This is a genomic window from Thiorhodospira sibirica ATCC 700588 (genome assembly GCF_000227725.2).
Taxonomy (GTDB): domain Bacteria; phylum Pseudomonadota; class Gammaproteobacteria; order Ectothiorhodospirales; family Ectothiorhodospiraceae; genus Thiorhodospira; species Thiorhodospira sibirica.
The window spans coordinates 1,431,872-1,444,442 of sequence record NZ_MU255056.1 but is presented as its reverse complement, the minus strand read 5'-3'; the positions used below and the strand labels follow the sequence as shown (position 1 = coordinate 1,444,442).

General features: G+C 57.8%; 11 protein-coding genes. 1 reads left to right on the top strand and 10 read right to left on the bottom strand.

Annotated features, from left to right (window positions below):
* Positions 1–43: 43 nt before the first annotated feature.
* Positions 44–742 carry an endonuclease III domain-containing protein gene (locus THISIDRAFT_RS06885; protein WP_006787772.1) on the bottom strand — a complete coding sequence of 233 codons (699 nt, stop codon included), beginning with the start codon at positions 740–742 and terminating at the stop codon, positions 44–46.
* 225 nt (positions 743–967) lie between these two features.
* Between THISIDRAFT_RS06885 and katG the strand changes: the two genes are divergently transcribed.
* Positions 968–3,148 carry a catalase/peroxidase HPI gene (gene katG / locus THISIDRAFT_RS06880; protein ID WP_006787774.1) on the top strand — a complete coding sequence of 727 codons (2,181 nt, stop codon included), beginning with the start codon at positions 968–970 and terminating at the stop codon, positions 3,146–3,148.
* Between the two features lie 269 nt (positions 3,149–3,417).
* On the opposite strand, the gene THISIDRAFT_RS06875 is transcribed toward katG, so the two are convergent.
* From THISIDRAFT_RS06875 to metG, 9 genes are all read right to left on the bottom strand, one after another.
* On the bottom strand, positions 3,418–3,924 hold the full coding sequence (locus tag THISIDRAFT_RS06875) for a CIA30 family protein (RefSeq protein ID WP_006787775.1): 507 nt from the start codon (positions 3,922–3,924) through the stop codon (positions 3,418–3,420).
* A 45-nt stretch (positions 3,925–3,969) separates the two neighbouring features.
* Positions 3,970–4,992, bottom strand: a complete 1,023-nt coding sequence (locus THISIDRAFT_RS06870) for a GGDEF domain-containing protein (protein ID WP_006787776.1) — start codon at positions 4,990–4,992, stop codon at positions 3,970–3,972.
* A 36-nt stretch (positions 4,993–5,028) separates the two neighbouring features.
* On the bottom strand, positions 5,029–5,538 hold the full coding sequence (locus THISIDRAFT_RS06865) for a cupin domain-containing protein (protein ID WP_006787777.1): 510 nt from the start codon (positions 5,536–5,538) through the stop codon (positions 5,029–5,031).
* A 45-nt stretch (positions 5,539–5,583) separates the two neighbouring features.
* Positions 5,584–6,684 carry a RuBisCO large subunit C-terminal-like domain-containing protein gene (locus THISIDRAFT_RS06860; RefSeq protein ID WP_006787778.1) on the bottom strand — a complete coding sequence of 367 codons (1,101 nt, stop codon included), beginning with the start codon at positions 6,682–6,684 and terminating at the stop codon, positions 5,584–5,586.
* 40 nt (positions 6,685–6,724) lie between these two features.
* Positions 6,725–7,438 carry a metal-dependent hydrolase gene (locus THISIDRAFT_RS06855; protein ID WP_006787779.1) on the bottom strand — a complete coding sequence of 238 codons (714 nt, stop codon included), beginning with the start codon at positions 7,436–7,438 and terminating at the stop codon, positions 6,725–6,727.
* 253 nt (positions 7,439–7,691) lie between these two features.
* A complete protein-coding gene (gene ygfZ / locus THISIDRAFT_RS06850) occupies positions 7,692–8,708 on the bottom strand; it encodes a CAF17-like 4Fe-4S cluster assembly/insertion protein YgfZ (protein ID WP_006787781.1) in 1,017 nt (338 codons plus the stop codon).
* A gap of 45 nt (positions 8,709–8,753) precedes the next feature.
* On the bottom strand, positions 8,754–9,437 hold the full coding sequence (gene mtnC, locus THISIDRAFT_RS06845; RefSeq protein ID WP_006787782.1) for an acireductone synthase: 684 nt from the start codon (positions 9,435–9,437) through the stop codon (positions 8,754–8,756).
* A 10-nt stretch (positions 9,438–9,447) separates the two neighbouring features.
* Entirely contained in the window at positions 9,448–10,419 is a 972-nt protein-coding gene (gene cysB, locus THISIDRAFT_RS06840) for an HTH-type transcriptional regulator CysB (protein ID WP_006787783.1), read from the bottom strand.
* Positions 10,420–10,530: 111 nt separating this feature from the next.
* Complete coding sequence (gene metG / locus THISIDRAFT_RS06835; protein ID WP_006787784.1) at positions 10,531–12,570, bottom strand: methionine--tRNA ligase; 2,040 nt, start codon at positions 12,568–12,570, stop codon at positions 10,531–10,533.
* Between the last annotated feature and the right edge of the window lies 1 nt (position 12,571).

The following is a 12,571-nucleotide window of genomic DNA, read 5'->3' as shown; positions in this document are numbered from 1 at the left end:
TCTGTAAATGTTAGCGAATCGAAACCTAGGTGTAAGCTCACGGCTAATCAATCGCTGCTCCGGCTTCGCCGAGGGGTCGCTCACCACAGTGACATAAAACAGCGCAATATTGCACCAGCATACACCCCTGACAGCGTGGACGCACCCGACAAAAGGCCTTGGCATGGGCCACGATCAAGGCATGGTATTCTTTGAACAACACCGTATCCAGCCCCAGCGCCTGCTCGAACTGTTGGCGCAAGGTTTCATAGGGTGCCTTGGCCTCAAGGAGGCCCAGGCGTGAGCCGATGCGTCGGGTATAGGCATCAATCACAAACACTGGACGCTCAAAGGCATATAACAGGATATCATCTGCCGTTTCCGGGCCAACGCCGTGAATCGCCAGCAATTCCGTCCGCAGTCGCGGGGTCTCCCAGCCTTGCAGCGCAGCAAAGCCGCCCTGCGCCAGATACCACTGGCATAATGCCTGTAAACGCCGGGTTTTGATCGTGTAATACCCGGCTGGGCGAATCAACTCGCCCAAGGTTTGTGGTTCCAGCGCCAACAGCGCCTCTGCGCTCAGGCTGCCATGCTGTCGAAGCGCCGCGATTGCCCGCTCGACCCGACTCCATGCGGTATTTTGCGTCAGCACCGCGCCCACCATCACCTCAAAAGGCGTTTGCGCCGGCCACCAATGTTGTGGACCATAATGGGCGAATAATCGCTCGTAGACCAAAAACAAGGCAGAGGCATTGTTTGACATAAATCACCTTGAAGGAAGTAATAGCCTAAAACTATCAAATCTATTGAAATAATAGAATTGTTTTTTAGGGCTTAATCACCTATGATTTTTGTGCCTTTAACAATAAATTTTTCAAAATCAATAAAAAATCAAAGGCTAATCTCAATTGGGACATCTGGCGAAAAGCGCCTTTCATGCTCGATCCGCCCAGCAACTTCGTTAAATCAACGTCTATGGAGTCATAAAATGAGCGAACACAGTGGGGGCAAGTGCCCAGTGATGCATGGTGGCAATACCGCCGTGAGCAACAGCCATATGGAATGGTGGCCCAATGCCCTGAATCTGGACATTTTACACCAGCACGATCGCAAGACTGATCCGCTGGCTGAGGACTTTGACTATGCCGAGGCCTTTAAAACGCTCGACCTGGAAGCGGTGAAAAACGATGTACGCGCCCTGATGACCGACAGTCAGGACTGGTGGCCGGCGGATTGGGGGCATTATGGCGGTCTGATGATCCGCATGGCCTGGCACGCTGCCGGGACCTATCGTATCGCCGATGGACGCGGCGGTGCGGGCACCGGTAACCAACGCTTTGCGCCGCTCAATAGCTGGCCGGATAATGTCAATCTGGACAAGGCGCGCCGCCTGTTGTGGCCGATCAAGAAAAAATACGGCAATAAGCTCTCCTGGGCCGATCTGATCATTCTTGCCGGGAATATGGCTTATGAATCCATGGGGCTGAAGACCTTTGGTTTTGCTGGTGGCCGCGCCGATATCTGGCACCCGGAGAAGGACATCTACTGGGGTTCTGAAAAAGAATGGCTGGCCAAGTCTGGCAGTGAAGGCAGCCGCTATTCCGGTGAGCGCGATCTGGAAAACCCGCTGGCGGCGGTGATGATGGGGCTGATTTATGTCAATCCCGAAGGCGTGGACGGCAATCCCGATCCGCTGAAAACCGCCCATGATGTGCGCATTACCTTTGCCCGCATGGCGATGAATGATGAAGAAACTGTGGCGCTGACTGCCGGGGGACATACTGTCGGCAAATGTCACGGTAACGGCGATGCCTCCAAGCTGGGTCCCGATCCTGAAGCCGCGGGTGTCGAGGCGCAGGGCCTGGGCTGGCACAATCCGCAGGGCAAGGGCTGTGGGCGCGAGACCGTAACCAGCGGCATTGAAGGCGCCTGGACCACCTATCCGACGAAATGGGATAACGGCTACTTCAAGATGCTGTTTGAGCATGAATGGGAATTGCGCAAAAGCCCAGCCGGGGCCTGGCAGTGGGAGCCGATCAACATCAAGGAAGAAGACAAGCCGGTGGATGTGGAAGACCCCAGCATCCGCTACAACCCGATCATGACCGACGCCGATATGGCGATGATCAAAGACCCGGTTTACCGGCAGATTTCCGAGCGCTTCTATAAAGATCCCGAGTATTTCAACGAGGTTTTTGCACGCGCCTGGTTTAAGCTGACCCACCGCGATCTGGGGCCGAAAACCCGCTATCTGGGGGCGGATGTCCCGCAAGAAGACCTGATCTGGCAAGATCCCATCCCGCGTGTGGATTACACCCTGACGGAGGCGGAGATTGCCGATCTCAAGACCAAGCTGTTGGGCAGCGGTCTGAGCGTTGCCGAGCTGATCAGCACCGCCTGGGACAGCGCCCGCACCTTCCGGGGTTCGGATTGTCGCGGGGGAGCCAATGGTGCGCGCATTCGCCTAAGCCCGATGAAAGACTGGGAAGGCAACGAGCCACAACGCCTGCAAAAAGTATTGAGCGTGCTGGAAGGCATTCAGGCCGGCTTGAGCAAGAAAGTCAGCCTGGCTGATCTGATTGTGCTGGGCGGCACTGCGGCGGTAGAAAAGGCCGCACGCGATGCCGGTGTGAATATCACCGTTCCCTTTGCCCCCGGTCGGGGCGATGCCACCGCCGAGATGACCGATGCCGAGTCCTTTGAGGTTCTCGAACCGCTGCACGATGGCTACCGCAACTGGCAGAAAAAAGACTATGTGGTGACTCCCGAGGAGATGCTGCTGGATCGTACCCAGTTGATGGGCCTGACCGCGCCGGAGATGGCCGTGCTCATCGGCGGGATGCGTGTTCTGGGCACCAATCACGGCGGCACCCAACATGGCGTGTTCACTGACCGCGTGGGCGTGTTAAGCAATGACTTCTTTGTCAATCTAACCGACATGCGCTACACCTGGAAACCGGTCGGCAAAAATCTCTACGAGATCGTCGAGCGTGGCAGCAATACCGTGAAATGGACCGCTACCCGCGTGGACTTGGTCTTTGGCTCCAACTCCATCCTGCGCGCCTATGCCGAGGTCTATGCCCAGGACGATAACCGCGAGAAATTCGTGCATGATTTCGTCAAAGCCTGGGTCAAGGTGATGAACGCTGATCGTTTTGATCTGAAATAATCCCCCCATGCCGTGAGGGCACGCCCTCACCCTCAAACCAACAAAGCCGGGCACTCCCCGGCTTTGTTGCGTTACTGCCAGATGGTGCTTTCATTTAGCGCCAACATCGCTTAGCGACATTTCAAAAGCCTAACGTTTTTGCGAACGCGCTAAAAATGTCAGGCCTATGCGCACACGCCTCTCAACCAAACAGGCCGCAGAGATACTTGGCGTTGATACATAGAGCGGCGCTCCATGATGCGGGGCGGGTGCTCCGCGCTCCCAGGCGGCTATGGGTTGCTGGCGAGGATGTGGGCGATTTCCAGGCGGAAGGGACCGGCTTGTTTTTCCGAGATCATCAGGCCCAGGCTGTGGATGTGCTGGCGGTTGAGTGCGGGGGCATGTGTTTGTACACGGCCCCTGAAGGTGGGTTGAAAGGCGTCAAAGGGCAGCCAGTGTTCACTCCATTGCTGCGCGGCTGGGGTGAAGGCGGCTTGATAGACCAGGCCATCAAAGGCGGCGTCGGTTTTCAGGGTGCATTTGTAGCGTTTACCGTCGCCGCAGACCTTGAGGCGCAGACCTTGCCAGGCGCTGAGGTCGATGGTTTCCAGCGGTGCGCGCACCGAGGCAAAACCGCCGCCGTTTTCCAGGGATACGGTGCCCTGAAATATGGCCGTCTGGGCGTCGCTGTCTTGTAGGCCACCCTCGGACAGGCCGCCCATGACGACATCATGAATCGGGCGAAAGGTGTGCAGGGCCTTGGCCTGTTGAAAATCAAATAAAGAATGGTCGTGCATGAGCGTTGTGGATTCCAGGGCAGTCTGTGGAAGCGGCGGCTAGCTTTATTGATAAACCGTGACTTTGTTTCGGCCGGTGCGTTTGGATTGGTACAGGGCCTCGTCGGCATGTTGTAACAGATCGCGGGCGGTTTCGCCGTTTTGGTAGAGGGCCAGTCCGGCGGAGAGGGTGATGCGCCCGATCTCGGCGTGATTATCCAAACGTTTGAGGCGGGTGTGTTCAACCACGCTGCGGATTTTTTGCGCCAGCGCCTCGGCCTCAGGAAGCGCGGTATGCGGCAGCAGGAGGGCAAATTCCTCGCCGCCATAGCGGGCGGCGGTGTCGGTTTCGCGCACCTGCTGGCGGATGATGCCGGCAATGTGGCGAATCACCCGGTCGCCGAGAATATGTCCGTGGGTATCGTTGATTTTCTTGAAAAAATCAATATCAATCAAAGCCAGTACCAGCGGTGTTTGGTGGTGGTCGCTGTCACGCATGGCCTCGTCCAGGGACTTATCAAAGCCGCCCCGATTGACCAGACCGGTCAGGGCATCGCGCATGGATTCTTCGCGTACCCGGCGCAGTTCCATGCGCAACTGCTCAATCTCCTGGGCATTGCTGTGCAGGCGGTGTTGCAGGCTGTCAATGGCCATCGACATCTGCTGGGTTTCATCCAGCACGGCATTGACAATGCCTTTGAGGGCCTCGGGGGAGATGTGGGCATCCAGCTGGCTGGTGTGCGATTTTAAAACCGCCGAAAAGCCGCTGGCGTGCTGAGTGGTCTGGCTGGTATTGCCAATCACATCGCGCACGACCTGGCGCATGCGCTCTTGCAGCAGGCGCATGGCGTCGATGTCGCAGTCATAGATATGACGGCGAAACAGGTTTTCGATCTGTTCGGCGCTTAATATCTCATGCTGGTTTAACAGGTCATCAAGGGCATCCGTCAGGCCTTTGTTATGACCGGCACAATACTCATACCAGACAGCGTAGCTGATCGGATCAAACGGTGCATCATGCTGGGACATCTTGGGGATGACCAGACGGAGCAGTTCAGCACTGCGCTTTTTATGATCCTGATATTTCATAGATGCATTGTACAGGGCCAGAGGGTTGAGGGCGTTTTACGCCCGGATGAATGCGGCAATCTCGGGGTCAGTGCGCAGTATGGCCAGGGCCTGGGCATCGGGCAACTGGGGGCGGTCACGTTCGGTGTTGACCATGCACAAAAAGCCCAGATGGTGGCCGCAGATGGCGCGAAACTGATGCCAGGCATGGGCTGGAACATGAATCAGGTCAAAGGGGGCGACGGTATACAGCGTGCGCTCAATCAGGCACATGCCCCGCCCCGAGAGAATCATCACGGCGTGTTCGTGTTCGTGGCGCTCCAAGGTGGAATGCCCTTCGGGCTGAATCTCGAAATAGCGCAGTTCACAGTCAAGCCCTGGGCGGCGAAACAGGAGCTGGCGGGTGATGTCCCGAAAGGGGGCGCTGCCTTCCTGTTTGTAGGCCAGTCGCTCAATGCCCTCCCAGCTTTGATGAAATACGGTTTCTCCGTCTCCGCTGCACGGGTGCGGATGGTGTTTGTGAAACTGGCCGGAGCCTTGCTGGAGCTGTGCGCAAACGGTGCTCATGGGTGAATGGTCCTGGATGATTTAAGGAAACAGGGCGTGGGAGGTTTAAGGCGTGTATGCCGGGCTTAGGTGTGCGGCCCGCTGGACAAAATCGGTCGCCGCACGATCCATATCAGGCGCATCCAGCAAGGCGCCACCGATCAGCAGCATCACATCAGGGCCGTAAAAGGCGATCACCTCGGCGAGTCTGTCAGGATGCATGCCCCCGGCGGGCACCGGGCAGATGGCTTTATGCAGTCCCCAGGGTGCGCGGGCGAAGGTGGCGATGCGCTGACAGCAGGCCGGAGAAAAGCCAAAACGGCCACCGTGGTTAGGATAAATCACGGCATCCGCGCCCGCTAAGCGAAACAGTTTGCCCAGCACTAAGGCCGGATCCATGCGGGCAATGCCGAGCAGCGCCGGGTGAGCGAGGACGATAAAGCCGTGTTCGCGAAGGGTGGACAGCACACTGATGCCGCTGATCATCGGGGCCACCATGACGGCCTTGATGCCCACATCCTTTGCAATGCGCATCTGCTCCAACAGGTGTGCAGGCCCTCCAGTGAGATTCGGCACATACAGGCTGCGGGTGCCGTGGCGCTCATTGGCCTGTGCCACCGCCGCTTGAATCAGGGGGACACGTTGGGCAAAGGGGGCAAAGTGCTGTTCGGCGATACCGTGGTCGTCTTTGATCAGATCAATGCCCGCCTGCGCAAAGCGCGCCGCCAGTTGGGCAAGGGCCTGCGGAGGCAGCCCCTGGGGCTTGAGTGCGGTACAGGTCAGCGGGCGCTGGGGAGCGTTGAGCTGTTCCCGCAGTCCGGCAATCCCACAGGCCGGGCCGGGAAACCGCGCCAGCATCGCCTCGGGCAGTTCGATGTCCTCCAGCCGGAGGTCTTCATGCAAGGCGCTGTTGCCAAACAGCATATTCAGCAACTGGCCAATCTCAAAGCCGGTGGTTTCCGGCGCCAGACTGAGGGTGACGGCAAAATGCTGCGCATCTGTGGGCGCAATCGTTTCCACCCGCCCGACGACGGTGTGCATAAGCTCGGCGTCGTGAATGGCCGACAGCGGCATTTCGACGCTTTGTTCAATGGCAAGCGCTTGCGCCCGCGCTTCAATGTTGGCGGCACTGGCCTTGACCTGATACCTCACCCGAAATCGTTGCATAGGCGTCTGCTGCGGCGGTGGTGGTGTTTGAGCGGCGGGATCAAAGGCCCGACATTTGATAGGGGATCAGGCGCTGCTGGATCTGGCGGTAGACATCGCCGTTGAATACGGTGTCTGCCAGGGGCTTGGGTGAGGGGCTTAAGACCAGCAGGCCAATCACTATCAGATATAAGGCCACCGTGGAATAGGGGCGGTTGAGTTTGCCGGCCTTGAACGCAGTGCCAAAGGAGCGTTTAAAGCGCAGGTGTTTGCCGTATAAGTTGACGCTGTAGAGTTCATCCAGCAGCAGATGCACCAGAAAACCCATGATTAAAAACAGGCCGCACAGCCAGGCTTCTACCGCGGAGAGCTTGAGGCCGTAAAACATAAACACCGTGGTCAGCAAGCCAAAAATCACCCCGGCAGGAATGGAGTGGATCAGGCCGCGATGGACGCTGAAGCGGTTGATCAGGCCAAACAGGCCGCGAATCAGCACGAAGCTGCCAATCCACAGCAAGATCAATTCAAGCAAGGAATATTGATGGCCGAAGGTAAAGACAATCGCAAAGCCTGTGATCACCGACACCAGCGCAAAGGCAATGCGAATGGGCACCGAGGTGGGTGAGTCGATATCGGGTAACAGCCCCCCGGCAACCCCAAGGATAAAACAGGTCACCACAATGCCGGGAGAGGCGATACCGCTGATGACCAGCAAGGTCGTCGCAAGACCGCTCGCCGCCGCAGCGACAACGACATGGGTATTAAAGTCTGCCATGGGGATGCTCGGTTGAGATTAGACAAAACGCAAATAGCCGGCGATAAATAACAGGCTCATCACGGCTGCAATTGCATACAGCCAATTCGATAAGGTCCGTCGATAGGGGCGGCTGTAAAAGGCCGCCCATAGCGACAGTAAAATGATCACGAAGAGAAAAAACAAAAATCGCATGATAGGGCCCTGCTGGGCTTGCATGCCCGACGTGGTGAAATGGGATCGGCGGCGCCGGGCGTGTGTCGTGGTTTGACAGTTACACGGCCTCAAGCTGATGAATGCGCGGCCCGTGTGCCTCGTGCAGTGTCAGCGGCTGTTCGGCCGCTTTGGTGTCCATCACCGCTAAAGCTACCACCCCGCCGTCAGGACTGGGTGCCGCCTCAATGATCTGGCCGCTATTCTGAGCCGCTTTAGCGGCAAAGATCAAGCTGCCGGGCATCACCGCTGCCTGGGTGTCAAGGTGTATGCGATAGAGCTGCTGTTTGAGCGTACCGCGATACTGTAGCCGCGCAATGATCTCCTGCCCCGGATAGCAGCCCTTGGTAAAGCTGATGGCATTGAGGCTGTGCAGGTTCAACATCTGGGCGAGGAAGACGCCGCTGGTATCGGGATAAATCCACGGCTGCGCGCTGCGTATATCCAGCAAGCGCCAGCCATTGGCCCCCACCGGCACGGCATTGACAAGCAAGCTTTGCCACAGGCTTTGCATGGCCGGTACGGGGCCGTGTATCACATAGCGCGGCAATATTCCCGGCAGGGCCAGCACGGTGAATGCCTCGTGCTGTATCAGACCCTCGAGGGCCGGGAGGGATACGCCGAGACACTGGGTTAACTGTTGTGCGGCCTTGGTCCCGGCGAAGCCCATCGTAACGCCTTCCTGCGGGATATGCAGCCGCACTGCGGCGCGCAGGATATAGCGGCTCAGGGTTTGCTGCACGCTCTCCAGCAGGGAGCGGGGCATCCACAGATACCCGCCATCGGCGTGATGCCATACCCGAAAGATTGCCAAGACCTGCCCTTTGGCATTGCAATACGCACTGAGGCGGCTTTGGCCTGACTCCAGATCGCGCAGATCCTGGGTCAATTGCGCCTGCAAAAAGCTCAAGGCATCGTGCCCCTCAACCGCCAGCAGGCCATACTGCGACAGGTCGCAGAGGGTTTCGGTATTACCGACAATCTGCTGCTCCTGCTCGGGATTACCAAAATGCGCCACCTGCGCATCCGTCCATTCGGCGCCGGCATGGGTTAAAAAGGACTGCCATTGTGCGTTCATGTTCTTCCTCCGCAGCGTGCCCGGCAGCGACCGGGGCAGGATGGTTCAATCAATCGGCAAGGAAATCTCATCAAAAGACTGGATCACCCGATGGCTGCCAAACGGCCCGGCCTGGGGATCACGGGCAATGGCCAGCGTGTGCATGCCCGCGCTGGCGGCCGCGTCGAGCTCTTTGCAGCCCGCCGAGATAAACAGCATCTCCTCGGGATTGGTCGCCGTATGCATCAGGATGCTTTTATAGGCCCCGACATCCTTTTTGCCGCCGATGCGGGTGTCGAAATGCTCGCGAAAGACGCGGCGCAAATCCCCAAAGGGGGTATGGCGAAACAGCAGGCCCTGGCCATGTACCGAGCCGCTGGAAAAGACATACAAGGCGATGCCCTGGTCATGCCAGGCTTGCAAATGGTGAGCGGCGTCTGCATACACATGCCCCTGCAGATCGCCACAGCGATAGCCTTCCTCCCAGATCAGCGCCTCCAGCGCCTTGAGCGGGGTGATGCGTTGATCGGCCTCAATCCAGGCCAGCATCCGCGCTACCAAGGCCTCATCGCTAAGCTCGCGCCCGGCATAGGCACGAATATCGGCCAACAGCCGCTTGATGTCGGGATCTTCGCGGTGCTGTTGGACAAAGCGGCGCAGATGCAGGTATGAGTAGGGCGCTAACTCGTCACGAATGAAGGCCAGACTGGAGGTCGTGCCTTCAATATCAGTCAGGATGGACTTAATCATGGGGGAAAACTCAGTGAGTCGGCACACGAACCGACGCAAAAACCTCGTCAATCTGTTCAGCCGGGGCCGCTGCCGCTGCATCCACCCGCGCACGGGTCAGATGCGGTGCAAACAGCTCTAAAAAGGCATACATATAGCTGCGTAGCCACGCATCCTGGCGAAAACCAATGCGGGTGATGCTGCCGCTAAAGGCCGGCTCCACCGGACATTTCACCAGGTCATGATCTTCCTGGGGATCAAAGGCCATGTGCGCGATGATGCCAAGCCCCAGGCCGTGGCGCACATAGGTCTTGATGACATCGGCGTCGGCGGCGGTCAAGACGATATCCGGGCTCAGTCCATGCCGCTTGAAATCATCATCCAGGCGACCCCGGCCGGTAAAGCCTTCCAGATAGGTGACGATCGGATAGGTGGCCAGCTCCGCCAAGCTCAACGGCGTCTGTGTCGCCAGCGGATGATCTTTGGGCATGATCACGCAATGCGCCCAGCGATACGCCGGTAACATCACAAACTGCCCCGGAAAGGTGGGCGCCTCCGTGGCAATGATAAAGTCCACCGCCCCGGATTGGGCAATATCCACAATCTGGCGCGGGGTGCCTTGATGCAGTTGCAGGCGCACCTCGGGGTAGCGCTGGCGAAATAGATCAATCACGGCGGGGAGCACATAGCGCGCCTGAGTATGCGTGGTGGAGATGCGCAACTGGCCGATGTTTTCATGACGGGCCTCCCCGGTGAGGTGTTCGATGTTGCTCACCTCACTTAAGATGCGCTCCACCCGTGCCAGAACCTGCTGACCAATCGGGGTGAGCGCACTTAAATGCTTGCCATTGCGGTGAAACAGGCGCACGCCCAACTCCTCTTCGAGCAGGCGAATCTGTTTGCTAACGCCTGGCTGAGACGTCTCCATGCGTTGCGCCGCCTCGGAAATATTGAGGTTATTATCGGCAATCGCTTTCAGATAGCGCAGTTGTTGTAATTTCATTTTTAAAGAGATCCCGCAACACCCCGGCATGCTTCCGGGGAAGAAATACAGGCCACCACAACGGTGGCGCTTGAGGCGGATCGGCAGGGGATGGGGCGGCCTGCCGGATCGCTATTTAACCCGCATTCCCGGCGTGGCACCGGCATCTGGTTCAAGCAAAAACAGCGCATCACCGCCCGGCCCAGCCGCCAGCACCATCCCCTCCGAGACGCCGAATTTCATTTTACGCGGTGCCAGATTGGCGACCATCACCGTCAGTTTCCCTGGCAAACTTTCGGGGGCATAGGCGGATTTTATACCCGCCAGTACCTGACGGTGTTCGCCGCCCAGATCCAGGGTCAGACGCAAGAGTTTATCCGCCCCCTCCACGGGCTGGGCATCGACAATGCGGGCAATGCGCAAATCAATGCGGGCAAAGTCTTCATAGCTGATCTCGGCGCTGATGGGTTCGGCCTGTGCGCTTTTTGCCGCCGCTGGCGTGGCGGCAGTCGGTGCAAGACTTTCCCGCGAGGCTGCCAGCACCGCTTCAATGACCTCCGGCTGAATGCGGGTCAGCAGCGGCGTAAAGGCGTTGATGGTGCGTCCCAGCAAGGGGCGGTGCAGGGTAACAAAATCCAGCCCGGCATCTTCCAGGTTTAAAAAGGCCTCGGCCCGTTGTGCCATCGCCGGTAAAACCGGCTTGAGATAGGTCATCAACAGGGCAAAAAGATTAAGCCCCTGCGTACATACCGCCTGCACCTCGGTGGCTCGCGCGGGCTGCTTGGCCAATATCCAGGGCTTTTGCTCGTCGATGTATTGATTGGCCTGATCCGCCAAGGCCATGATCTCGCGCATCGCTTGGGCAAATTCGCGCCGTTCATACAGCTGGGCAATGCGCTCCCCGGTGTCTACAAAGTGCGCATACAGGGACGGTGCCGGTAACTCGGTCGCCAGCATTCCGGCAAAGCCTTTGTGAATGAAGCCGGCACAGCGCGAGGCAATATTGACCACCTTGCCCACCAGATCGCTATTTACCCGTGCCATGAAATCGTCCAGATTCAGGTCGATATCTTCGATCCCGGAGCCCAGCTTGGCGGCAAAATAATAGCGCAGGTATTCCGGGTCCAGATGATCCAGATAGGTGCGGGCGCGGATAAAGGTGCCGCGTGATTTCGACATCTTCTGGCCATTGACCGTCAGAAAGCCATGACAAAACACCGCCGTGGGGGTACGAAAACCGGCGCCATGCAGCATCGCCGGCCAAAACAGGGTATGAAAATAGGCAATGTCTTTGCCGATGAAGTGATAAAGCTCGGTGGGCGAATGCGGCGACCACCACGCCTCAAAATCCAGATCCTGGCGCTCGCAATAGTGCTTAAAGCTGGCCATATAGCCAATCGGCGCATCCAGCCACACATAAAAAAACTTGCCCGGCGCATCCGGAATCTCAAAACCCCAGTAAGGCGCATCGCGGGAGATGTCCCAATCGGCCAGACCGGCCTTGAACCATTCAGCCAGTTTGTTGCGAATCTCGGCTTGCAGGCTGTCAGATTGCGTCCATTGCGTCAGCATCGGCTGAAAATCCGCCAGTTTGAAAAAATAATGCTCGGAATCCTTGGCAATGGGCGTTGCGCCGGAAATCGCCGAGATCGGATTTTTCAGATCGGTGGGCGCATAAGTCGCCCCGCAGACCTCGCAGGAATCCCCGTACTGATCCGGCGCGCCGCATTTGGGACACTCGCCTTTGATAAAGCGATCCGGCAAAAACATCTCGGCCTTGGGGTCATAGGCCTGGGAAATGGTGCGCTTGGCGATATGGCCGCCGTCTTGCAGACGGGTATAAATCAGCTCGGCAAAATATTGGTTTTCGGTGGAATGGGTGCTGTGATATTGATCAAATTCGATATGAAAATCGGCAAAATCGGCACGATGCTCCACCCCGATGCGCTCAATCAGGGCCTCTGGGCTGATTCCCTCGGCGCGCGCCTTAAGCATGATGGGCGTACCATGGGCATCGTCGGCGCAGACATAGATACAGCGATGACCGCGCAGCCGCTGAAAACGCACCCAGATATCGGTTTGAATATATTCCACCAGATGCCCCAGATGAATCGAGCCGTTGGCATACGGCAGGGCACTGGTGACCAACATATCACGCGAAGAAGTACTCACA